General features: G+C 60.3%; 17 protein-coding genes. 8 read left to right on the top strand and 9 right to left on the bottom strand.

Going from position 1 to position 22,298, the window contains the following annotated elements; translation table 11 throughout:
- Nucleotides 1–39 precede the first annotated feature (39 nt).
- The 5 genes from AC3WWR_RS25685 (at nucleotide 40) to AC3WWR_RS25665 (ending at nucleotide 5,939) form a co-directional block, all read left to right on the top strand.
- A complete protein-coding gene (locus tag AC3WWR_RS25685; RefSeq protein ID WP_020801120.1) occupies nucleotides 40–1,281 on the top strand; it encodes an OprD family outer membrane porin in 1,242 nt (413 codons plus the stop codon).
- A gap of 41 nt (nucleotides 1,282–1,322) precedes the next feature.
- Nucleotides 1,323–2,678 carry a spinster family MFS transporter gene (locus AC3WWR_RS25680; protein ID WP_033044825.1) on the top strand — a complete coding sequence of 452 codons (1,356 nt, stop codon included), beginning with the start codon at nucleotides 1,323–1,325 and terminating at the stop codon, nucleotides 2,676–2,678.
- Nucleotides 2,679–2,764: 86 nt separating this feature from the next.
- On the top strand, nucleotides 2,765–3,739 hold the full coding sequence (locus tag AC3WWR_RS25675) for an AraC family transcriptional regulator (protein WP_033044826.1): 975 nt from the start codon (nucleotides 2,765–2,767) through the stop codon (nucleotides 3,737–3,739).
- Between the two features lie 95 nt (nucleotides 3,740–3,834).
- Nucleotides 3,835–4,944 carry an NAD/NADP-dependent octopine/nopaline dehydrogenase family protein gene (locus AC3WWR_RS25670; protein WP_020801117.1) on the top strand — a complete coding sequence of 370 codons (1,110 nt, stop codon included), beginning with the start codon at nucleotides 3,835–3,837 and terminating at the stop codon, nucleotides 4,942–4,944.
- Complete coding sequence (locus AC3WWR_RS25665; RefSeq protein ID WP_083348694.1) at nucleotides 4,941–5,939, top strand: 3-hydroxybutyryl-CoA dehydrogenase; 999 nt, start codon at nucleotides 4,941–4,943, stop codon at nucleotides 5,937–5,939. The genes AC3WWR_RS25670 and AC3WWR_RS25665 overlap by 4 nt, the downstream gene beginning before the upstream one ends.
- A gap of 28 nt (nucleotides 5,940–5,967) precedes the next feature.
- On the opposite strand, the gene AC3WWR_RS25660 is transcribed toward AC3WWR_RS25665, so the two are convergent.
- A complete protein-coding gene (locus AC3WWR_RS25660) occupies nucleotides 5,968–6,861 on the bottom strand; it encodes an alpha/beta fold hydrolase (RefSeq protein WP_033044830.1) in 894 nt (297 codons plus the stop codon).
- 129 nt (nucleotides 6,862–6,990) lie between these two features.
- Between AC3WWR_RS25660 and AC3WWR_RS25655 the strand changes: the two genes are divergently transcribed.
- On the top strand, nucleotides 6,991–7,578 hold the full coding sequence (locus AC3WWR_RS25655) for a CGNR zinc finger domain-containing protein (RefSeq protein ID WP_050511647.1): 588 nt from the start codon (nucleotides 6,991–6,993) through the stop codon (nucleotides 7,576–7,578).
- Between the two features lie 30 nt (nucleotides 7,579–7,608).
- Here AC3WWR_RS25655 and gudD read toward each other — a convergent pair whose 3' ends face one another.
- The gene (gene gudD, locus AC3WWR_RS25650; protein WP_033044832.1) at nucleotides 7,609–8,961 is read right to left on the bottom strand and encodes a glucarate dehydratase; all 1,353 of its coding nucleotides are present in this window, start codon (nucleotides 8,959–8,961) and stop codon (nucleotides 7,609–7,611) included.
- A 41-nt stretch (nucleotides 8,962–9,002) separates the two neighbouring features.
- Complete coding sequence (locus AC3WWR_RS25645) at nucleotides 9,003–10,367, bottom strand: MFS transporter (RefSeq protein WP_020801114.1); 1,365 nt, start codon at nucleotides 10,365–10,367, stop codon at nucleotides 9,003–9,005.
- Between the two features lie 556 nt (nucleotides 10,368–10,923).
- Between AC3WWR_RS25645 and AC3WWR_RS25640 the strand changes: the two genes are divergently transcribed.
- Nucleotides 10,924–11,634, top strand: coding sequence for a FadR/GntR family transcriptional regulator (locus tag AC3WWR_RS25640; RefSeq protein ID WP_033044833.1), 711 nt, complete (start codon nucleotides 10,924–10,926; stop codon nucleotides 11,632–11,634).
- Between the two features lie 49 nt (nucleotides 11,635–11,683).
- Here the strand turns inward: AC3WWR_RS25640 and AC3WWR_RS25635 are convergent, their stop codons facing one another.
- The 3 genes from AC3WWR_RS25635 to AC3WWR_RS25625 are packed head-to-tail and all read right to left on the bottom strand — an operon-like array spanning nucleotide 11,684 to nucleotide 13,451.
- Nucleotides 11,684–12,355: a GNAT family N-acetyltransferase gene (locus AC3WWR_RS25635; protein WP_020801111.1), complete on the bottom strand. Its 672-nt coding sequence runs from the start codon at nucleotides 12,353–12,355 to the stop codon at nucleotides 11,684–11,686.
- A gap of 17 nt (nucleotides 12,356–12,372) precedes the next feature.
- A complete protein-coding gene (locus AC3WWR_RS25630) occupies nucleotides 12,373–12,819 on the bottom strand; it encodes a GNAT family N-acetyltransferase (RefSeq protein WP_020801110.1) in 447 nt (148 codons plus the stop codon).
- 2 nt (nucleotides 12,820–12,821) lie between these two features.
- A complete protein-coding gene (locus AC3WWR_RS25625) occupies nucleotides 12,822–13,451 on the bottom strand; it encodes an FMN-binding negative transcriptional regulator (protein WP_020801109.1) in 630 nt (209 codons plus the stop codon).
- Between the two features lie 90 nt (nucleotides 13,452–13,541).
- Between AC3WWR_RS25625 and pdxR the strand changes: the two genes are divergently transcribed.
- Nucleotides 13,542–15,074 carry a MocR-like pyridoxine biosynthesis transcription factor PdxR gene (gene pdxR / locus AC3WWR_RS25620; protein ID WP_033044835.1) on the top strand — a complete coding sequence of 511 codons (1,533 nt, stop codon included), beginning with the start codon at nucleotides 13,542–13,544 and terminating at the stop codon, nucleotides 15,072–15,074.
- A gap of 31 nt (nucleotides 15,075–15,105) precedes the next feature.
- Here the strand turns inward: pdxR and AC3WWR_RS25615 are convergent, their stop codons facing one another.
- The 3 genes from AC3WWR_RS25615 to AC3WWR_RS25605 all read right to left on the bottom strand — a co-directional run bounded on the left by AC3WWR_RS25615 (nucleotide 15,106) and on the right by AC3WWR_RS25605 (nucleotide 21,988).
- Nucleotides 15,106–19,683 carry a hypothetical protein gene (locus AC3WWR_RS25615; protein WP_492599184.1) on the bottom strand — a complete coding sequence of 1,526 codons (4,578 nt, stop codon included), beginning with the start codon at nucleotides 19,681–19,683 and terminating at the stop codon, nucleotides 15,106–15,108.
- A gap of 158 nt (nucleotides 19,684–19,841) precedes the next feature.
- The gene (locus AC3WWR_RS25610) at nucleotides 19,842–20,942 is read right to left on the bottom strand and encodes a polyamine ABC transporter substrate-binding protein (RefSeq protein WP_492599183.1); all 1,101 of its coding nucleotides are present in this window, start codon (nucleotides 20,940–20,942) and stop codon (nucleotides 19,842–19,844) included.
- A 17-nt stretch (nucleotides 20,943–20,959) separates the two neighbouring features.
- Nucleotides 20,960–21,988 (bottom strand): histone deacetylase family protein, encoded by a 1,029-nt coding sequence (locus AC3WWR_RS25605; protein ID WP_033044839.1) that lies wholly within the window; start codon nucleotides 21,986–21,988, stop codon nucleotides 20,960–20,962.
- Nucleotides 21,989–22,298: the final 310 nt, after the last annotated feature.

Raw genomic sequence — 22,298 nt, 5'->3', positions numbered from 1 at the left:
CTTGCGCTTACCCCATAACAATAAGAATGGAGATATCAGGTGAAGCAATCTTGCCGTGGGCTCGGTATTGCCAGTGTGATCGGGGTTATCTGTTCGCCATTGGCAGCTCATGCCGATGTGATCGATGACAGTCATTTCAAAGTGGATACGCGTAACTTCTACTTGCACCGAAACTACACCAACACCCATGCACCGGTGTCTGAAGTGCACAGTTGGTCTCAGGGTTTCGATGCGCAATTTACCTCCGGCTACACCGACACGGCCTTGGCCATTGGCCTGGATGTGGATGCGCAATACGCCGTGCGTCTGGATTCCTCGGGCAACGACGGTTCGCTGCCGTACAGTGTGAGCGATCAACAGACGGCCAATGACTACAGTCGCGCCGGTGCGACCTTCAAGATGCGCTACAGCAAGACCGAGTTAAAGGTGGGTGACCTGCGCCCGCAATTGCCGGTGGCGTTCGATGACCCCAGTCGACAGCTGGATACCATCTATCAAGGGGCCGTGGTCGAGTCCAAGGAAATTGACGGATTGACCGTGACCGGTGGCCGCTTCTGGTCTGCCGTGACACGGGAGTCTTCCAATCACGAAAAGCTCTACAAGTTTGGCTCCACCGATAATCTCGACAGTGACGGCCTGGATTTTGGCGGCGTCACTTACGACATCAGCAAGACGTTGCAAGCCAGTTACTTCTACGGCGTCCTGCACGATATCTACCAGCAGCACTATTTCGGCCTGATGCACATGGCTGACCTGGGCAATGGCTACAAACTTAAAACCGACTTGCGCTACTTCAATAACAATGAAGACGGCAGTGCCTTGAACGGTGAAATTGACAACCGCTCCTACGGTGCCCTGTTCAGCTTGCTCAAGGGGGCGCACATGTTCGGCCTCAGTTACCAGCGCATGCTCGGTGACAGCGTGTTCCCGACCATGAACGGCTATATCCCGCAACCTTACCTGGTGCACTGGTCGTCCCTGGGTTTTGTCCGCCCCGATGAAAAGTCCTGGGGCGCGCGCTACAGCTATGACTTTGCCGGGATGGGCGTGCCGGGGCTGAAATTCTACACGCGCTACATCAAGGGCACGAACTGGGACCGCGGCGGCAACTTGAGCGACAACCAGGAAAGCGAACGCTACCTGGGGCTCAATTACGTGGTACAGAGCGGGGCGCTGCAAGGCCTTGGACTGGACCTGCGTAACATCGATGTGAAACAGAAGTACGGCTACGACTACAACGAGTTCCGTGTCGCCACGACCTACACGTGGAAGTTCTGGTAAGCGCATTGACTCCATAACAATACAAATAGGAGCAAAGACTAGTGAATATACAGGTCGATAACCCGGTCCTGCAGCGCAAGAAAACCTACGTCTACGAGTGGTACGTGGTGGCGCTGTGCATGATCGCCTACATCTTTTCGTTTGTGGATCGGCAGATCCTGGCGCTGATGATCGAACCGATCAAGGCCGACCTGCAGATCAGCGACACCCAGTTCAGCCTGCTGCACGGGCTGGCCTTTTCGTTGTTCTACGCCTTCATGGGCATGCCCATCGCCTATCTGGCTGACCGCTTCTCCAGGCCGAGGATCATCGCCGTCGGCGTGGTGTTCTGGAGCCTGGCGACCGCAGCCTGCGGCCTGAGCAAGAACTTCCTGCACATGTTCCTCGCGCGCATTGGCGTCGGCGTTGGCGAAGCGGCCCTGTCGCCCTCGGCCTACTCGATGTTCAGCGACATGTTCCCCAAGGAGAAACTCGGTCGCGCCGTGGGCATCTACTCGATCGGCTCGTTCGTCGGTGGCGGCCTGGCCTTCCTGGTGGGTGGCTATGTGATCGCCATGCTCAAGGACATGAACACCATCGAGGTCGCCTTTCTCGGCGCGATGAAAGCCTGGCAACTGGCGTTCTTCATTGTCGGCCTGCCCGGTATCGTGGTCGGCCTGTTGATCTGGCTGACCGTGCGCGACCCGGCGCGTAAAGGCCTGCAGGTCGATGCCCAGGGTCGAGCCAAGAAGGTCGCCATGAGCGATGGCTTGCGCTTCCTGGGTCGTCACCGTGCCACTTTCACCTGCCATTACCTGGGCTTTTCGTTCTACGCCATGGCGCTTTTTTGCATGATGAGCTGGAGCCCGGCGTTGTACATCCGAAAGTTCGGCCTGTCGCCGATGGAGGCCGGCTACATGCTCGGCACCGTGCTGTTGGTGGCCAATACCGCCGGCGTGCTGTTCGGTGGATGGCTCACCGACTACCTGGCCAAGAAGGGTCATCAGGACGCGGCGATGCGCACGGGTGTCATCGGTGCCCTGGGCATGGCTGTACCGGCCGTGCTGTTCCCGCAAGCCGATCAGCTGTGGCTGTCGGTGACCCTGCTGGTGCCAGCCATGTTCTTCGCCTCGTTCCCGATGCCGGCATCCACGGCGGCGATGCAGATCCTCGCGCCGAACCAGGTACGCGCACAGGTCTCGGCGGTGTTCCTGCTGATCAGCAACCTGCTGGGGTTGGGCCTGGGCACCACGCTGGTGGCGCTGTTGACCGACCGCTACTTCGGTTCGCCGGCAGCGGTGGGCTCGTCGATGTCGTTGGTGATCGCCGGTGCGTCGGTGTTGACCGTGTTGTTGCTCTGGCGTGGTTGCCGGCGTTTCCGCGAAAGCTATGCGCGGGAGTATCCGAGCCGCGCTTGATTGGTCATAGTTCATGATCGGTGCCTCGGCCCCGCTGCGTTTGTATGCAGCGGGGCTGAAGCACTTCCAGGCCAGGAGAATCCCCGATGTTGAATGACGTACACCTGCTGGAGCGGCATAGCCTGCTCAGCTCGGCCGATTACCGCGAGATCAAGGACAAGGTCAGTCATTACCTGTGTCCGCACAGTTTCAACGTGCTGCGTGACGAGCCGATCCATACCCGGCTCAACGGCGTATTCTTCGGTACTTCGGCGCTGCTCGACCTGCGCTATGGCGCGCCGGTGGAGATCAACATCGGCGACATTGCCGATCAGTACCTGTTTCGCATCACCTTGCAGGGGCATTGCGAAGTGGCCCACGGCCGGCGAAGTGCGGCGATGCAGTCGGGCTGCCTGAGCGTTTCCTCGCCGTTCGCGCAAAGCCGCATCATCACCGATGGCGAGTGCCGCAACCTGATCCTGCGCGTCGACCGTGATGCCCTGCAGCTGCAACTGCAACGCCTGCTCGGGCGCAGCTTGCGGCAGTCGGTGATCTTCGATGTCAGCGTCGACCCGCTGGGCGCCGGCGTGGTCAGCCTTTATCACACCCTGGACTACATCTGCCGGCTGTACGGCAGCGGCGTGGACGGATCGCGGCTCGCCAGCGGCTTGTCCGATTACCTGATGCAACTGCTGCTCACCCAGCTGCCACATAACTACTCGACGGATCTGTTGATCGATTCGCGCGCGCCGCTGCCGCACCACGTGAAGAAGGCCCGTGACTACATCGAGGCGCACCTTGGCGAGTCGATCAGCCTGGCGACCCTGAGCGAGCTCTGTGGCGTCTCGGCCCGCACCTTGCAAAACGGCTTCAAACAGTTTCTGCAGCAGGCGCCGGTCGAGTACATCCGTGAGCGTCGCCTGGCGGTGATCCACGAATCGCTGCAACAGGGTAATACCTGCGAAAGCGTCACCGATATCCTGTTGCGCCACGGCATCAACAGCTTCGGGCATTTTTCCAGTGCCTATCGGCAACGCTATGGCTGCCTGCCGTCGGACACCCTGCGCCGACACAAGCATTAAGACTTCTGCGTAATCCGTCAGTCGGCTGCGCAATCGGGACAGTCCGTGGCGGTGCAGCCCGATAGCATCGAGTCTCTTACAAGAGGAGCAACTCGATGAATATTACCGTGCTGGGTGGGGGACATGGCTGCTACGCCGCAGCTGTCGAGATGGCTGAAAAGGGGCATCAGGTCCGCCTGTGGCGGCGCGACTCGGCAGCGCTCAAAGAGTTGCTGGCCATCGGCAGCCTGACCATCAGGGACTATCGGGGTACCCGTCAGCTGTCCGTCGGCAAACCGGGCGACAAACTGTCGTTCACCGACGATTTGGCCGAAGCCCTGGGCGACGCGCAACTGGTGATCATCCCGCTGCCATCGACCTCCCACGAAGACCTGGCCAGGCATGTGGCGCCGCATCTGCGCGATGGCCAGGTGGTGTTCCTGCCACCGGGCACTTTCGGCAGCTACGTGTTTGCCAAGGCCATGGCTGATGCCGGTAACCTGGCCAAAGTCGCCTTCGCTGAAACCGGTACGCTGCCGTACCTCGTACGCAAGCATGGCGCCAGCGAGCTGGTGATCAGTTGCTACGCGACCCGCCTGCCGACTGGCGTGTTCCCCAGCAACCTGTCCGAGCACGCCTTCACGGTATTGCGCGAGGCCTACCCGAGCGTTGAACCGATCGAAGACGCCTTGAGCGGTGCGTTGATGAACGCAGGTCCCATCATCCACCCACCGCTGATCATGATGAACGCAGGTCCCCTGGAGCATTTCGAAGCCTGGGACATTCATAACGAAGGCACCCAGCCGTCGATTCGTCGCGTGACCAACCAGCTGGACGCCGAGCGCATGGCCGTGCGTGAAGCACTGACCTACGGCGCACCGCACTTTCCCCTGGCCGACCATTACAACACCAGCGAAGGCGAGGCGTGGATGTACGGTCGCGGTGCCCATGGCAAGCTGACCGACAGCGGTGACTGGCGCGAAGACATCGACCTGCAGACCCATCGCTACATGCTCGAAGACACCCGCCTGGGCCTGTCCTTCCTGGTGTCCGTTGGCCGTTGGGCCGGTGTGCCGACCCCGGTTGCCCAGGGCCTGCTGAGCATCGCTTCGGTCGTTGCCGAACGTGATCTCTACGCCGAAGGCCGCACCCTGGAAAACCTCGGTCTGGCCGGGCTCGACCGCGAACGGATGACCGAACTGCTGACCAAGGGCTTTCAATCATGAGCATTGAATTGCCTCAGGTCAGCGTGGTCGGCGCCGGCCGGATGGGCGAGGGCATTGCCCTGGCCTTCATCCATGCGGGCTTGCCGGTTACCCTCATTGACATCAAGGAGCGCGCCGAGGATGAGCGCGACGACTACTTCGAGCGCGTGCGCAATAACATCCGCGGCGAACTGCTCATGCTGGTTCGCCTCGGAGTGCTCCAGCCGGAACAGGCGGACATCGCGCTATCGCGCTTGACCCTGCAAACCCGGGACCGGGCCTGCGAGGCGTTGCGCCGATGCGAGCTGGTGTTCGAAGCCGTGCCGGAAGTCATCGAGGCCAAGCAACAGACGTTCGCCTGGGTCAGCGAGCATGTCCCGGCGTCGGCGATCATCGCGTCGACAACCTCGACTTTCCTAGTTACCGAGTTGAGTGAAATGGTCAGCACGCCGGCGCGCTTCGTCAACGCGCACTGGCTCAATCCCGCGCACCTGATGCCGCTGGTGGAAGTCAGCCGCAGCGCCGCGACCTGCCCACAGGTGGTCGAGCGGCTGCTGCAACTGCTCAAGCGCATCGGCAAGGTGCCGGTGGTGTGCAATCCGGTGGCGGGCTATATCGTGCCGCGCATCCAGGCACTGGCGATGAACGAAGCCGCACGGATGGTGGAAGAGGGCGTGGCCAGCGCAGAGGATATCGACACAGCCGTTCGCATTGGCTTCGGCTTGCGCTTCTCGGTACTGGGACTGCTCGAGTTCATCGACTGGGGTGGCGGCGACATTCTCTACTACGCCTCGCATTACCTCAGTGGCGCGCTGGCGCCGCGCTTCGAATCGCCACAGGTGATTGCCGACAACATGCACAACGGCCGCAACGGCCTGCGCGACGGCCAGGGTTTCTACGATTACCGTGAACTGGACGTGGAGGCCTACAAGCAGCAGCGGATGGGAGCCTTTGTGCAAAAGCTGGCGTCGTCGGGGTTGACGCCAGCGTTCGATGGCGCGTTGGCTCAGGCCTGAGCATCAGGGCCCGGATGCCGGGCCCTGACTACGCGACGTTTGAGTTGATGTCGTTGCCCACGACTTCGACGATGCGCCGGGCAATATGGTCGACGTGGGTCTCCAGGGCGAAGTGGCCGGTATCGAGCAACTCGACCACCGCATTGGGGTTGTCGCGCTGATAGGCCTCGGCGCCCGGTGGAATGAAGAAGGGGTCGCCTTTGCCCCAGATCGCCAGCGTTGGCACCTGGGTGTCGCGAAAGAACTGTTGGAATGCCGGATACAGCTCGAGGTTGTTCTGATAATCAAGGAACAGGTCGAGCTGGATGTCCTTGTTGCCGGGCCGCTCCAGCAGAAGCGCGTCCAGATGGTACGCCTCGGGTGCGATCACCTCGGGATGACTCACGCCCTCCACATACTGCCAGCGCGTGCCTTCCAGATGCAGGATGGCATCCTTGATCACCTGGCGATTGGCGGGCGACGGGTCGGCCCAGTACTGGCGGATCGGCGCCCACGCATCCCCCAGACCTTCGAGATACGCATTGCCGTTTTGCGAAACAATCGCGCTCACCCGATCCGGGTAAGCCAGCGCCAGGCGCAAGCCAGCGGGGGCGCCGTAGTCGAAGAAATACATCGCATAACGCTGGAGTCCCAGTACATCGACAAACTGGCGCAGCGTCTCGCCGATCGCATCGAAGGTGTAGACGTAGTGACGTTCAGCCGCCACTTCGGTGAAGCCGAATCCGGGCAGGTCCGGCGCGATGAGGCGGTATTTGTCCGCCAGCAGCGGGATCAGCTCGCGGAACTGGTGCGACGAGCTGGGAAAACCGTGCAGCAGCAACAGTACCGGCGCGTCGACAGCGCCGGCTTCGCGATAGAACACCTTGACGCCGTCGGCTTCGACAAATTTGTAGGCAACGTTGGTGTGTCGGGAAGTGGTCATGGCTCATTGATCCTGTAACTGTATAAAAGTGTTTTTACGGGTTACTTGAATCTATTCTGCATGGATTATGTAACTGGTCAAACTATTTTTATGGGTTACAATCGGTCTGGTTATTCCCCGGAGATTTCCATGACTGACGACGTCACCCCCCTTGAACTGCCTGCGCCGTTGCTACTGGCCGATCACCCGGCGCTGGACCTGCTGAACACCCGCATGATGGTCGACGGCCAGCGGCAAGACCTGCTCGGCACCGATTCCGATGCGGCGTCGTGGCTGCAGCAGTCGGGGTTCGGGTGGGTGACAGGCGTGGAAGGGAGCGACGGGCATTTGCTCGCCCGGTTGCGCAAGCTGCGCGACAGCATCGAGGGCCTGGTCGCAGCCCGCCGGGAAAATCGCTTGGCGGATCCGGCAGCGTTGAATGCCTTTCTGTTGGCGGCGGTGCCGCAACTGGTGTGGGAGGAGGGCGGCGCGCCGGTACTGGATCGCTTCCGTCAGGGTGATGCCGCCAGCCAATGCCTGAGCCGGCTGGCTTATGCCGCTGCCGAGTTGTTGGCTGAAGGCGATTTCAATCTGGTGCGCAAATGCGAAAACACGGAATGTTCATTGATGTTCTATGACCGCACCAAGGCGCACAAACGGCGCTGGTGCAGCATGGCGCTGTGCGGAAACCGGCATAAGGTCGCCGAGTTCCGCAAGCGGCGCCAGGGTGCAACTTAGGGTTAGGGCACCTGGCTGTGGACCTGTCAGTCAGCGCACCAGGCAAGGTTGCTTGTTGTTGAAGCGCCAGCCCGGAATCAGGAACTGCATCGCGACGCTGTCATCCCGCGCGCCAAGACCCATGCCTTTGTACAATTCGTGAGCCTTGGCCACCGCGTCCATGTCGATCTCTACGCCCAGGCCATGTCGGGTCGGAACCTTTACGTAGCCGCCTTCGATTTTCAGCGGCTCCCGGGTCAGGCGCTGGCCGTCCTGCCAGATCCAGTGCGTGTCGATCGCGGTGATTTCCCCCGGTGCGGCGGCTGCTACCTGGGTGAACATGGCCAGGGAGATATCGAAGTGGTTGTTGGAATGCGAGCCCCAGGTCAGGCCCCATTCGTGGCACATCTGGGCAACACGCACTGAGCCTTGCATCGTCCAGAAGTGCGGGTCGGCGAGCGGGATGTCGACCGATTGCAATTGAATGGCGTGGCCCATTTCGCGCCAGTCGGTCGCGATCATGTTGGTGGCGGTCTTCAGTCCGGTGGCACGGCGGAATTCGGCCATGACCTCGCGGCCCGAGTAGCCGTTTTCTGCACCGCACGGGTCTTCGGCGTAGGCGAGGACGTGATGCTGATCGCGGCACAAACGAATGGCTTCTTTGAGCGACCATGCACCATTCGGGTCAAGGGTGATTCGTGCGTCAGGAAAGCGTTCAGCCAGCGCGGTGACCGCTTCGATTTCTTCATCGCCGCTCAACACACCGCCCTTGAGCTTGAAATCGTTGAAACCATATTTTGCGCTGGCTGCTTCTGCCAGGCGCACGACGGCTTCGGCGGTCATGGCTCTCTCATGACGAATCCGGAACCAGTTGTCTTCAGCGTCGGCCTCGTTACGGTAAGCCAGGTCCGTGACATGGCGGTCGCCGATGTAGAACAGGTAGCCAAGCATCTTCACCGCATCGCGTTGCTGCCCTTCGCCGAGCAATGCAGCCACCGGCACCTCGAGGAACTGACCCAGCAGGTCGAGCAGCGCGGCTTCCATCGCAGTCACCGCATGAATGGTGATGCGCAGGTCGAAGGTTTGCAGGCCGCGACCGGCCGCATCCCGGGATGCAAAGGTGCTACGCATCTGGTTGAGGATGCGTTGGTACTGGCCGATGGGCTGGCCGATCACCAGGGCGCGAGCGTCTTCGAGGGTCTCACGGATGCGTTCGCCCCCCGGAACTTCGCCCACGCCAGTATTACCGTAACTGTCCTTGAGAATGACAATGTTGCGGGTGAAGAATGGTCCGTGGGCGCCGCTCAGGTTCAGCAGCATGCTGTCGTGGCCCGCGACGGGTATGACTTGAAAATGGGTGACGACAGGTGACTGGGTGGCGTTGACAGAATGTTCAGCGTTCATGGCAAGTTCCTACGAGTATGGTCGTTCAACGAACAATGGAGTCAGTGCGCTTTGACTGTCGCATGCGTTGGAGCGGCGTTCGGTGGTGTCAGCACGGGTGATGGCTTGGGTGAGGTCCTGGCGAAAAACACCAGTATCGCGGCGAGCACCGAGGTGCCGGCCAAGCCATAGAGGCCGCCCTGGATCGACCCGGTCGTCTGTTCCAGGAAACCGAAGGTCGTGGGTGCCACGAAACCGCCCAGGTTGCCGATCGAGTTGATCAGCGCGATAACCGCGGCGGCGATACGGGCATCCAGGTAGCCCTGGGGAATAGGCCAGAACAATGAGGACGCGGACTTGAAGCCGATGGCAGCGAAGCAGATGGCGACAAAGGCGAAGATCGGCCCGCCGGTGGTGGACAGGAACATGCCGGCAGCTGCAATCAACAAGGCAGTTGCGACCCAGGCTTGCTGGAATTTGAACTTGCTCGACAGCGCCGCAAAGGAGTACATGGCGATGATCGAGATCAACCATGGGATCGAGTTGAAAAACCCTACCTGTACATCACTCAGGTCACCCATCTTCTTGATGATGCTGGGCAGCCAGAAAGTCGCGGCATAGATCGTCAGCTGGATGCAGAAGTACAAGGTGCAGAACAGCAGGATCTGGCGATCTTTCAGGAGTTTGCCAATGGTCGGTTTCACGCTGGTCAGGGCTTCACGTTCGCGTTGCTCCTGATCGATGGCACCGACCAGCGCATCCTGCTCCTCGCGCGTCATCCACTTGGCGTCGTGGGGTTTGGAATCAAGCCAGAACCAGACGAAGAAGCCCAGGAACACCGAGGCCAGGCCTTCTATGGCGAACATCCATTGCCAGCCGTGAAAGCCAAAGCCTTCGATTTGCAACAGGGCACCCGACAGCGGACCGGAAATCAGCGAGGCAACGGCTGAGCCGCTGAGGAAAATGGCGATGGCTTTGCCGCGCTCGACGCCTGGCAACCAGCGAGTGAAGTAGTAGATCACGCCTGGGAAGAAGCCCGCTTCGGCGACACCCAACAGAAAGCGCAGGATGTAGAAGTGGGTTTCGTTCTGGATGAACGCCATCAGCGTGGCGACGATGCCCCAGGTGAACATGATGCGGGTCAGCCAGATCCGGGCGCCGACCTTTTGCAGCAGTATGTTGGAGGGCACTTCGAACAGTGCGTAGCCAATGAAGAAGAGGCCTGCGCCCAGGCCATAGGCGGCAGCGCCAATCCCGAGGTCATGTTCCATGTGCGTGCGCACGAAACCGATGTTGACCCGGTCGATGTAGTTGAGGATGAACATGATCACGAAAAGCGGGAGCACATGTCTCTTCACTTTGCTCACGGCGCGCGCGAGAACCGAATCATTTTCTGGAACGACAGATGCGTTGCTTGAATTGTTCACAATTCAAATCTCCCACTGATTATTTTTATGCGGGTTTGAGCGTGATAGCGGCGGCCTGGCTGCCGGTTATTGCTGTCGAGTTACCAGGCACCGAGCGCCTTGATCAGGGTCGCGTCGTGGTCGGTCAAAGGAAAAGGCAGGGAGGTCTTGCGAGAGGTAGGACTTGAGTACTTGAGGATTCATTGGATTCGCCTGCATCGATGGTTTTTGTTTAGATGTCTGGAGCGGGTTAAGTTGATAGACATCATACAAGTGGTTTTTTGAGGCTGCAATGCGGCGGATGGTGTTTTGTGTGCATAACGACGTGAAAAAATAATGTATTTGGTTATTTTATTCAGTGTTTATAGGGGTTTAACTGCCGAATTGTGCCGGGCTGAGAGGGTGGACCTGTCATTCGGCTGGAAAGTGCCCCGAGCTAATCAGCTCTTTTTAGGTGTGTTGTCATACAAGTTTGGGCCTTTTCTAACCTGGCGTAGCGGGGGTACATTCGCATTTCGCCAGAGAATCTCCGGTGGGTGTTAAGCTCTGTGAAGCAAAATTCCGTGGACTCGAACCTATGCAAATTGAAAGCGGAACCCCTGTCCGCAGACGCTCCAATAATCTGGCTCAGGGCGTGGTCGAAGCACTGACCCAGCGCATTTTGCTCGGCCAATTGAAGCCAGGCGAAAAGCTGCCTTCGGAATCCACCATCGTTCTCGAACATGGCGTGAGCCGCACTGTTGTTCGGGAGGCGATCTCCAAGCTGCAAGCTTCGGGGCTAGTCGAGACACGACACGGAATCGGCACATTCGTGCTGGAGCAACCCTCCCAGCCAGGGCTGCGCCTGCATGTGGATACCGTTGCGAGTGTCCGCAGCATGCTGGAGCTGAGATTGGGCCTGGAGGTGCAGGCGGTTGCACTGGCCGCTATGCGCAGAACCGACGATCAGCTCGCGCGTATGCGTCAGGCCTTGAGTGATTACCAGGCTTCGCTGGCGAACAACGATAGTTGCGTCGAGCAAGACAAGCGCTTTCACCAGATCATTGCCGAGGCGACCGGTAATACGTTTTTCACGGAAATCATGCAGCACCTGGGCAATGCCATGATTCCTCGTACCCAGGTGAAGGCCGACGAACGTGGAGGCGCCGACTTTTCGCAATTGGGGCAGCTGGCGAATCTGGAGCATGAAGCGATTTTCAACGCGATCAAGCGACAGGATCCCGATGCGGCTCGAGCAGCGATGGTGCTGCACCTGACCAACAGTCGGGATCGGTTTTCGGGGAGTTGAAGGGGGGCTGAAACCGTGGCAAGGGAGCTTCCACTCCCTCACTGATGTCTTACCCCCGACACTCCACCAGGCTTTTCACCTGTCCAGAATCCGTCTGGTTCTCATCACTCAACCAGCGTTCGAACCCTGCGCCAATCGCCGGCCATTCCGAATCGATGATCGAATACCAGGCGGTGTCGCGGTTCTGCCCCTTGACGACCATGTGCTGGCGGAACACGCCTTCGAAACTGAACCCCAGGCGCTCGGCCGCGTACTTGGAGCGGGCGTTGGCGTTATTGCATTTCCACTCAAGGCGCCGGTAGCCGAGGGCGAAAGACTCCTTGGCCAGCAGATAGACGGCCTCGGTGCTCTTGGGTGAGCGTTGCATCGGCGCGCCGAAGGTCACGTGGCCGATTTCAATGCGGCCCTGGGCCGGGACGATCGACATCAGGCTGAGGATCCCTTGTACTTCGCCGCTGGCGCGGTCGATCACGCTGAAGAAGTAGGGATCGCTGCTGGCGGCGTGGTTGTTCAGCCAGTCGTTGAATACGCTGCGCTGCGGGAAAGGACCGTAAGGCAGGTAGTCCCACAGTTTCGGATCGGCACCCGGGCCTTGCAGGGCGTTGAACAAATCGTCGCCGTGGCGCGCCGGGTCGAGTCTTTCCAGGCGGATGAAACGTCCTTCGATCAGTTGGGCTGTCGGGGCCGGGACGCCTTTCCAGTCGGCGAGTGAAGTCGGCATGCTGTTCTCCTTGAACGTTAAATGGCTTTGCGAAACTGGATGAAACCCGGACGCTCAGCGATGCGCTCGTAGAGCTGGATCGCAGTGGCGTTGGTTTCGTGGGTCAACCAATGCACCTTGTTGCAGCCGTCGGCCTTGGCCGTGGCGTAGACGAATTCGATCAGCTGACGGCCAACGCCGGTGCCGCGGGATTCGGGTGTTACCAGCAGATCCTGCAAGTAGCAGGCGTTTTCAATGCTCCAATTGGAGCGATGGTAGATGAAGTGCACCATGCCCACCGCTTTGCCGTCTACCCAGGCGAGGGCGGCATGGGTGGGTTCGTTTGGGTCGAGCATGCGTTGCCAGGTGCTTTGGCTGACGGTTTCTGGCAGTTCCGTGTTGTAGAAACGCAGGTAGGCCTGCCACAGCGGCAGCCAGTCGGCGTGGTCGTCGGCGCTGACCTGGCGGATGTCGATCTGGTTCATGTTCATTCCTTTGGCATCAAGTGGGCGAGGGCCTGGTCGTGTGCGTCGGCGCTGGCGGCCAGCCCTTCGCGCACGCCGGCAATGTCGGCGGCGTTGCGGTTCTGGCTGAGCTTGCGTTTGCCTTCCAGGCGCTGGATCGGCAGGGCGAAGCCGACGATGGCCTTGAGCATGCCGTCGATGTAATCGGCCGGGGCATCGGCGACTTTCCACGGTTGCGCGCGACCGGCTTCATGGCGCTCGGTCAAGGCGCTGACCAGTGAGCGCAGGCGCTCGGCATCGGTGAACACCTCAGCGCTGCCATAGGCGTGCACAGCCACGTAGTTCCAGGTCGGCACGACTTTGCCGTCCTCGGCTTTGCTCGGGTAGAACCCGGGGCTGACATAAGCCTCGGCGCCGGCAAAAATGACCAGCGCTTCGGCGCCGTCCTGCAGTTCTTTCCACTGTGGGTTGGCCTTGGCGAAATGGCCATACAGGGTTCCGTTCGGACCCTCGTCGGTATTGAGCAGCAAAGGCAAATGACTGGCTTGCAGGCCTTGTTCGCCATGGGTAACCAGCAGGGCGAGGCGAGTGCCGAGCATCTGTTGCTGCAGCTCATGCAAATCGTTGAAGGCAAAGGCGCGGGGCGTATACATGGAAATATTCCTTGGCGAATGCCTGCATCCTAGGCAGGCTATTGGTCTGTTGTAAGAGCCATTAACGATAAATTTCATAGGTCCATTGTCATGAAGGATGCGCCGCTGTCCTTGTCCTTCAATCCGGCGGGTATCGAGCTCGACCGCCGCCAGGGCTTGAGTCGCCAGCTTTATCAGGCCTTGCGGGTTCGAGTGCTCGACGGGCGCCTGGCCAGCGGCACGCGATTGCCGGCGAGTCGGGACCTGGCGGCGGCCCTGGCGATTTCCCGCAACAGCGTGGTACGGGCCTACGACCAGCTCTACGCCGAAGGGTTTATCGAAGGGCGGGTGGGTGACGGAACCTATGTCGCACAATTACCCCAAGCACCGTTCCCCGGCAGCAAAACAGCGCCGAAAGCCCCGCCAGGCACCTCTCTCAAAGGCCTGGATGTGCCTGTGTTGGCGGCCGGTCAAGTCGCTCGCAGCGGCGCATTGGCGCGGGTGGAAAACAATCATTTGCCGACGCCTCCGAGCGGTCCGCCGCGCGCTTTTCGGGTCGGTGTGCCGGCATTCGATCTGTTTCCGTTCGAGGTGTGGGCCAAGCTGAATGCTGCGTTCTGGCGCAAACCGGATCTCCAGCAGTTGTGTTACGGCGCACCGCAAGGTGATGCGCGATTGCGCGGGATGATCGCGGCGTATTTGCGCAGTTCCCGCGGCATGCAGTGCACGGCGGAGCAAATCGTCGTGACCAGCGGCGCGCAGCAAGGGATCAGCCTGTGTGCGCAGTTGCTGGTGGAACCGGGGGACGGTGTGGCGGTGGAAAACCCCGGGTATCGGGCGGCCGGTCATGCGTTTGCGGTGGCGGGTGGGCGATTGCACGGCATCGCCGTGGACAGCGAGGGCATCGATTGCAGCGAGCTGGCGCGCCTGGGCGATTGTCGTCTGGCCTACGTGACGCCCTCGCATCAATACCCCTTGGGCGTGGTGATGAGCCTGGCGCGACGCCTCGAATTGCTGGCCTGGGCCGAGCGCAACCAGGGCTGGATCGTCGAGGACGATTATGACGGCGAGTACCGATACAGCGGCGCACCGCTGGCGCCGTTGGCCGCGCTCGATCGTCACGGGCGGGTGCTCTATGTCGGTACGTTCGGCAAAGTCGCCTTTCCCGCTCTGCGCCTGGGCTACCTGGTGTTGCCGCCAGCATTGGTCGAGGCATTTGCCCAGCGGCGTGCGGTGGATGTCCGGCATTCCGAGGTGAGCACACAGGCGGTGATGGCCGAGTTCATGGCCGCCGGGCATTTCCAGCGCCACGTGCGGCGCATGCGACGTGCCGCGTTGAGCCGCCGCAACACGCTATTGGCCAATTGGCCCGCGGATATTGCCGGTGTGGGTCACCTGCCAAGTGTGGCAGCCGGCTTGCACATGACGGTGATGGTCGACTCTCTGGCCCGTGAGCGTGAACTGATAGAGGCTGCGTCCAGCGTCGATGTCGAGATCAATGGCCTGAGCAGCTATTGGCTAGCGGATTCGAACAACACGCCCGATCAACGCGCCGGGTTGGTCCTGGGCTTTGCCGCGGTGCCGGAGGAGGCGATCAGCGCGGCACTCGAACGTTTGGAAAAGGTCTGGCGCAGGACTCGCTGAAGCGCGAATCCTGGCGGGTGCGGGTTGTCTCTCAGGAACTCGAAGCGGCTTGCTTGATCTTTGACAAGAACAATTCATTCGCCAGTTTCGGACTGATTTCGCTGCGATAAACCGCGATCAGCTCGTTGTAGGAGGCCGATGTGCGCTTATCCAATGTACTGCCGAGCAGGCGTTGGGATACGGTTTTCAGGTGGGCAGCGGTGTAGGTTTTGGGGGCGGTGTCCGGGCCTGAATAGTGAAAGTGGGCGTACCAGAGCACCTTTGCAGTGCCATGTTCGCGTATCTCGTATTCTTCGAGAAAGTCGTTTTTATGCCCTTTGAGTCGCCGCCGACCGGGTGTCTTGGCGATGGTTATCAGTTTTTTGCTCATCAGCCATTCAACGCGGGCGGCGGTGGGGGGCTGTTCCTTGGTCATGCGGATTCGGGTCCGGCGACCTTTATCAAAGAGCTCGGTCGCGCCCTCATTGAGCTGTTTGGCCAGCAGTACGGCTGACGCCGGCCCGCCGTCAGTCGCATTATTGTCGGTGAGAGCTTCTTCGATCGTATCGCTCGCTTCTTGCAGTCGCCTGGCGTGCTGGTGAAACATTTCTTCTATTTCCGTGGGATTGCGTCCCGCTACCTTCGAGTGCCCTTCGGTGCGACGGATAAACGGCTGCAACTGATCCACCAGCGCCTGCCCCTTCTGGACGCTGATTTGCAGATCAGGTCGCACAGGGGCAGGTGCCTGCTCCGGCGCAGGTTCATGTTCCACCCAGACGCCCGGTGTTTTCTCATGGAATGTCGCGGTGACCTTGTTGGTCAATGGGGATATCACGTCGACCCATTCGGTGTTGTCCGCCGCCGTGCGCACACGTGGCTTGCCAACCACCGTGCCTTTGTAACGGGTCTTGATGATGCGTTTTGAGACAGGGGCGGGGCGAGAAGGACCCGGTGTCGGTTCGAGTGATTTGCGTTCTTGCAGAAGACCAGCGAGGTGCTTAACGCTCTGCTCCCTGAAGGTTTCGATGCGCTCGCGCATGAGGTCCAATGGGGGTTGCAGCAACTGCCGCGGAAACTCGTCAGGCAGGTCCTGTATCCGCAGGTCGAGGATGGCGAACTGTTCCACCAGCTCACTGAAACCGTCGATTCGCTCAGGCAGGGGCAGTGCATTGTCTTGTTCGGCAAGCTCCAGCGAAGACTGGACGGTCAGGCCCGTATCCTCGACAAGTCGTGTCATGGCTTGTCGGGCTGGCGCCGTATCCACGGAGGCGCTGTCACTCAAGCAAAGTTCCTGGGCAAGGCTGATCTGGAACAGTTTCAGATCCTGCAGCGCGTAACGGGGCAGCACTGCCTGACTCTCTCGCGCCACTTCGGCCGCTTCCTTGCCCAGTCGTTTCAACTCTTCGATGCGTGCCTGGGCAAACTCGATCTTGTCGATGAAGCCCTGGGTCAGATCGCTGGTGAGCTGGTGTGTCTGGCGCGGAGTCTGTGTGCCGTCCCCCGGCTCGTTATCCAGCAACGCCAGGGATTGGCGCATGTGTTCGCCAAACGCTCTGTTTTGCTGAATGAACCACTGCTGCGTGAGGGACAACTGATGATCCAGGCAGTCGACCAGGACCGCACGGTAGTTGGGGATCGATTCAATGCTGTTGTAGGACTTGAGCTGTTCGATGAAGGTGCCGAATTCCGCCACATGCGCATCCAGGGTTTCGATCAGGCGTTGCCGATTCGGGTCGACAATGTCCGTGGTAGGCGCTGTTACTGCCTTCTGCACGGCATCGAGCTCCTTTGTCAGCTGGGTTTTGCGACTTTCAAACGCGCTCAGTTGCAGTTTCAGCGTGGCCTTGCGTTGCTGGTTTTCCAGGGCTAGCGCTTTTCGGCTGCGGCCTCCGCCGCGCAATCGCAAGCGCGTATCGATGAACCATTGTCCCCCTGCGGAATGAATCAGCAGCGGACCCCGGCGTGACGGAGTGATGCGCGAGTCGATGATTTGCACATCGCCGTCGTCGTTGAGCCAGGCTTCGAACCAGCGCTGGCCCACCTGGGCATACCACTTTTGCTCGAGCGGGCTCAGATAGCGGTGAGGGCCGGGTTCGTTCGACGGCTTTTCGAGCCCGGTGGGCTTGGCGATAGCCAGCCGGTCCAGCACGGACGCCAGGCTCGCTTGCGACAAAATGCCGAAGGTATGCAGGGGTGTCGGGTGGTTGTCGGGCAGCAGGTGAGCGACGACATCGGGCATCTGCGTCACAGTGATGGCCGCGACCGGTTTTTCGAGTGTTGGGGTAGCGCTCTCAAGGTGTGGGGCACGTGGTTTGTTGCGCGTGGCGGCGTGGTGCGCCAGGACCATGCCCAGGGACAGGAACAGGTCGGTCAACGCAGTCCATTCATGCTCGGAATCATCCGCTTCCCGGGCTTCGCGCGCCTCGTCCAGATCGTCCATGATTTGCCAGATCCAGGCCGCAGTCGCCGCCGTACGCCCGAGAAAAGGCAACGTTACGTTGAACAGCATCCAGGCCGCTTGCTTGAGGGTAGCCCAACGGCTTTGCGCATTGGACACCGACTGCCGGTCGGCCAAGGTGACCAAGGCATTGGCGTTGGCGCTAAACAGTACCGGCAAGGCGGGTTGCGGCAGCGGCGACGAACCCAGGGTCAAGGCGCCCATCATCCCCAGTATCGAAGTTGAATCAACCAGCAACTGGGACAACGTCCAGACGGAGGGCAACTCGCCTGGGAACACGTACTGCGAGTAGTTAAAGCGCACGTCATCCGCTAACCAGGCCAGCACCGATTGGCGCAACGCCCTGTTGTGCTTGATGGCGTACAGCAGGCTCGCTTCGCCGGGGTATTGCAACAGTGGATGATCGAGCAGTGGCCGATACAGCAGGCACGGACCTTTTTCGACTTGTCGCGGCCCGATCACGAACATGTTGGCGACTTCGTCAGCCTTGCCATCGTTGCGTCCGCCTGGAATAAAAGCCAGAGGGCGGATGATGATTTCCAGACCCTCGACATAACGATCCGCGGCCTTCTCCTGCAAGGCCGCGACGACATAGCGATAGCCCAGTTCATCGATCCCGGCCTCGCCACGGATCTTCGCTTGCAGCGTTTGCAGCGGTAGCTGGATGCGCAGGTCTTCGGCGTAGAGTTGCTGGCGCCGGGCCTTTTCCTGCGGGTCGTCGAGCAGTGTGCGCTTGATCAGCCTCGGGTAGTTTTCGCCGATGTTCACGGCGCTCACCAGGCTGTCCAGGTAGGTCGGCGTCAGCCATGGCGCAACCGCTGAACCGTCGCGGTATTGCACGGTTTTTTCACCCCAGGGCAGGGCTGTGAGGTTCTGCAACGCCAGATCGACGAGTGACAACGTGACGGTTTCGGTTTCGCCCGGCACCGCGAATGTCCCGAGGATCACAGGGTGAGTGCTGCTGATTTGAATGTCTTCCAGGTGCGGCAGGGACGCTTGCGGGTGATCCTTTGTCATCTGGTCTTGCAAGGCCTTCAGGGTAAATTCGCGTAACGCAGCAATGCCATCGTGAAACGATTTCCCGGCGTGCTGCTCGCGTACCAACGCCAGGTCCATCAAGTGCCGACCGTAGCGAGTAAGATCTACTGTCGAAGCATTCAGCAACCAGTCCGGTAAAAGACGCTGGATCTGGTTGAAACGGGTGGGGCGCTGTTGCACCCGCTTTTCGAATTGTCCAGCCGCTGCCGCGATCCGTGGGGCCAGCGTCGACACCGCCATCTCGTTGAGCGAGCCAATGGCCTGGATTTCCAAGGCGATCAACGCACAGGCCTGCTGGTCGAAAAAATCGCCCGTGGGTTCGTAGAGGCACCACTGCAACTGTTGAGCATTTTCCGATGGAGTGACGCGTCGGCGAAGAACTTCGCCCAATGCCGCCAACGAATCATAGTGCCTGAATCCTTCGATGATCGAATGAGTAACGATCAGCGTGCGTTTCTCCAGCGTGCCGACAATGACGGCGGTGTCCATCAGCTGCCGGTGTTCGCTGTGTTGTTGATCGAGATGGTCGATGTCGATCAGGCAGGCGCGTGTCTGGTATTTGTCGTGGGCCTGACGATCGGCCTGTTGCGGGTAGTTGTAGACGGTCAGCGCCAGGGCCAGTTGGTCTTCGTCCCAGTCTTTGGGTTTGTCGTCGTTCCAGAGGCTGTGCAGGGCTTCGCTGATTTGATGCCAGCGGGGCTTGTTGGGGGCGATGGCTTCATTCCAGTAGTCCAGCTGTTGCTCCTGATAGGCCACGAACAACAAGCGCGCCAGGCGATTGAGCAGGCAGCCGATGGCATCGATCTTCACCGGCAGCTTGATGCCTGGCTCCACACCCGGTTGCCGGGTCAGGAAGTGTTCCCCGTCGATGTAGGTGGCTGTCGCGCCAGACAAGGTGAGCCGTACCAGCGCGTCAGTCAGGGATTCGTACCGGCTGTTGGCGGGCAAGACCTGGTTGTCGCTGATGGTCCAGGCGGGTGTAACCACCACGGTCAGGTTCGGATCGATGTGCAGTTGCGGATACTCGGTGTCGAGGGCGGTGCGGATCGAGGTCGAAGCGACTTCCCTGAGCGAAGGGCCGGTCACCAATTGAGTGAGTATGTCGTCGGGATTGTTGGAGGGTATGGCGGGCATGGCCGTTTCCTGTGTCCGGTGAAGCGCTTGGGACAGCGCGGGTTCGGGCACGGTAGAGGGCCGGTGGAAACAGGAGGTGGTAGATAGTTATCGCAGTAGGAGCGAGCATGCTCGCTCCTACAGGGGATTTCGTTTTATTCAGTTCCCTGCGCCGCGTTTCAAGTCCCCGACTTGATCTTGGTCCACGCCCGGGTCCGCGCACGTTCGGCATCGCGTGGCAGCGGTTGCAGGGTGTAGAGCGTGCCCATGGCCGCTTCAGTCGGGTACAGGTTCGGGTTGTTGCAAATCGCCGGGTCGACCAATTCCGTGGCGTCCTTGTTCGGGTTCGGATAGCCCACGAAGTCACTGACCGGCGCGATCACCTGGGGTTGCAGCAGGTAGTTGATGAAGGTGTAGGCGTCTTGCGGGTTCTTCGCGCCCTTGGGAATCGCGAGCATGTCGAACCAGATCGGCGCGCCTTCCTTGGGCAGGCGCATGTCTACGACCACACCGTTCTTGGCTTCCTTGGCGCGGTTGGCGGCCTGGGAGAAACTGCCGGAGTAACCGACGGCGACACAGATGTCACCGTTGGCGATGTCGGCCATGTACTTGGACGAGTGGAAGTAGGTGATGTGCGGACGGATCTTCATCAGCAGCGCTTCAGCCTTGTCGTAGTCCGCAGGCTTTTTGCTGTTGGGGTCCAGGCCAAGGTGTTGCAGGGCCAGGGGCAGGATCTCCGAAGGCGAGTCGAGCAGGGCGACGCCGCACTGCTTGAGCTTGCTGATGTTCTCTTCCTTGAAGATCAGGTCCCAGCTGTCCACCGGCGCATCGGCGCCCAACGCGGCCTTGACCTTGTCCGGGTTGAAGCCGATCAGGATGGTGCCGTACATGTACGGCACGGCGAATTTATTGCCCGGGTCGTTGGCTTCGATCAGCTTCATCAGCTTGGGATCGAGGTGGTTCCAGTTCGGTAGTTTGCTGCGGTCCAGAGGCTGGAACACACCGGCTTCGATCTGCTTGGCCAGGAACACGTTGGACGGCACCACCACGTCGTAGCCGGAGTTGCCGGTCAACAGCTTGGCTTCCAGCGCTTCATTGGTGTCGAAGATGTCGTAGACCAGTTTGGTCTCTGGGTTCTGGGCCTTGAAATCTTCCAGGGCCTTGGGGGTGATGTAGTCGAACCAGTTGTAGACGCGCAACGTTCGTTCTTCTGCATGTGCGCCGCCACCGAGCACCGTGGCGCAGAGGGCAGGAACAATCAGGCGCTTTAGATTTTTCATTGTCATGCGATTCCCCGTTAAGCGTTTTCAAAGCCTTCAAGCACGTTGACGGCGTTGATGCCGATTTCTTCCACCGCGTAACCGCCTTCCATCACGAACAGCGTCGGCACACCGAGCCTGGCGATGCGTTGACCCATGGCCAGGTAATCGGGGCTGTCGAGCTTGAACTGGGAGATCGGGTCGTCCTTGAACGTATCCACGCCCAGGGAGACGACGACGATGTCGGCGTCATAGGTCTCGATCTCGTTGCAGGCTTGCTCCAGCGCAGCGCTCCAGGTATCCCAGCCGCTGCCGGCGGGCAAAGGATAGTTGAAGTTGAAGCCTTCACCGGCGCCTTCGCCGCGCTCGTCCTCGTAACCGAGGAAGAACGGGAACTCGGCTTCCGGGTGGCCGTGGATCGAGGTGAACAGCACGTCGCTACGCTCGTAGAAAATCGACTGGGTGCCATTGCCGTGGTGGTAGTCGACGTCGAGAATCGCGACTTTTTTGTGGCCCTGATCGAGAAAGGCCTGGGCGGCGATGGCCGCGTTGTTGAGGTAGCAATAACCGCCCATCAAGTCGCTGGCGGCGTGGTGTCCCGGTGGGCGGCACAGGGCAAAGGCGCTGCGGGCACCGCGCTGGATCTCTGCTTGCGCGGTGAGTGCGACCTGCGCCGCGCTGTACGCTGCTTGCCAGGTGCCGGCGGTGATCGGCGCGCCGCCGTCGAAGCTGTAGTAGCCGAGCTGGCCGTGCAGGCTGGTGGGCTTGACCTGACGCAGGGTACGCGCCGGCCAGGTGTAGGGCAGCAAGTCACCGTCGGTGTTGAATTCGGTCCAGCGCGCCCAGGCACCTTTGAAAAAGTCGAGGTAGTCGCGGCTGTGGATACGCTCGATTGGCCCCAGGCCAAAATCCTTCGGTGCTTCTACGGGACCCAGGTTCTGCTTTTGCACACGTGACAGCACATGATCGGCACGCGAAGGCATTTCAAAGCAGGGCTTGAGTTGCCCGTCGATGAGTTCGCAACGGCCGTGGTGCAGGTGGTGATCATCCGAGTAGATCGTCAGCATTTTATTGTTCTCCGCAGGCGGTTTCGGTTGCACACAGTCTTGCGGCGCGGACGATTTCGGAGAACGGCAGGAAAGGCCAAAAGGGGATTAATGTGGCCAAAATAATTGACCGAAATTCGCCCCTTCCACCCGCCGACCCGATTGCAGGCCTGTCCGCGATCCCGTTGTGGGAGCGAGGTACACCCGTCAAGTCAGGTCGGCTTTAAGGCCGCCTCGCTTTGCTGTTGATCGCAGGCGCCCCGTTAACCACGATGGCCGAACGCAGGCATTGCGCAGTGGGTAAACCGGCAGGACGCCGGTTTAGCCGCGC

Source organism: Pseudomonas sp. EB271-G4-1 (assembly GCF_058791355.1).
Note: the sequence above shows the minus strand (reverse complement) of the source record. Positions and strands in the feature narration are given on the sequence as shown.

Bases quoted from the DNA above. Each gene is read 5' to 3' on its own strand.
- AC3WWR_RS25675 (WP_033044826.1), top strand. From the start codon at position 2,765: ATGTTGAATGACGTACACCTGCTGGAGCGGCATAGCCTGCTCAGCTCG.
- AC3WWR_RS25670 (WP_020801117.1), top strand. From the start codon at position 3,835: ATGAATATTACCGTGCTGGGTGGGGGACATGGCTGCTACGCCGCAGCT.
- AC3WWR_RS25665 (WP_083348694.1), top strand. From the start codon at position 4,941: ATGAGCATTGAATTGCCTCAGGTCAGCGTGGTCGGCGCCGGCCGGATG.
- AC3WWR_RS25660 (WP_033044830.1), bottom strand. From the start codon at position 6,861: ATGACCACTTCCCGACACACCAACGTTGCCTACAAATTTGTCGAAGCC.
- AC3WWR_RS25655 (WP_050511647.1), top strand. From the start codon at position 6,991: ATGACTGACGACGTCACCCCCCTTGAACTGCCTGCGCCGTTGCTACTG.
- gudD (WP_033044832.1), bottom strand. From the start codon at position 8,961: ATGAACGCTGAACATTCTGTCAACGCCACCCAGTCACCTGTCGTCACC.
- AC3WWR_RS25640 (WP_033044833.1), top strand. From the start codon at position 10,924: ATGCAAATTGAAAGCGGAACCCCTGTCCGCAGACGCTCCAATAATCTG.
- AC3WWR_RS25635 (WP_020801111.1), bottom strand. From the start codon at position 12,355: ATGCCGACTTCACTCGCCGACTGGAAAGGCGTCCCGGCCCCGACAGCC.
- AC3WWR_RS25630 (WP_020801110.1), bottom strand. From the start codon at position 12,819: ATGAACCAGATCGACATCCGCCAGGTCAGCGCCGACGACCACGCCGAC.
- AC3WWR_RS25625 (WP_020801109.1), bottom strand. From the start codon at position 13,451: ATGTATACGCCCCGCGCCTTTGCCTTCAACGATTTGCATGAGCTGCAG.
- pdxR (WP_033044835.1), top strand. From the start codon at position 13,542: ATGAAGGATGCGCCGCTGTCCTTGTCCTTCAATCCGGCGGGTATCGAG.
- AC3WWR_RS25615 (WP_492599184.1), bottom strand. From the start codon at position 19,683: ATGCCCGCCATACCCTCCAACAATCCCGACGACATACTCACTCAATTG.
- AC3WWR_RS25610 (WP_492599183.1), bottom strand. From the start codon at position 20,942: ATGAAAAATCTAAAGCGCCTGATTGTTCCTGCCCTCTGCGCCACGGTG.
- AC3WWR_RS25605 (WP_033044839.1), bottom strand. From the start codon at position 21,988: ATGCTGACGATCTACTCGGATGATCACCACCTGCACCACGGCCGTTGC.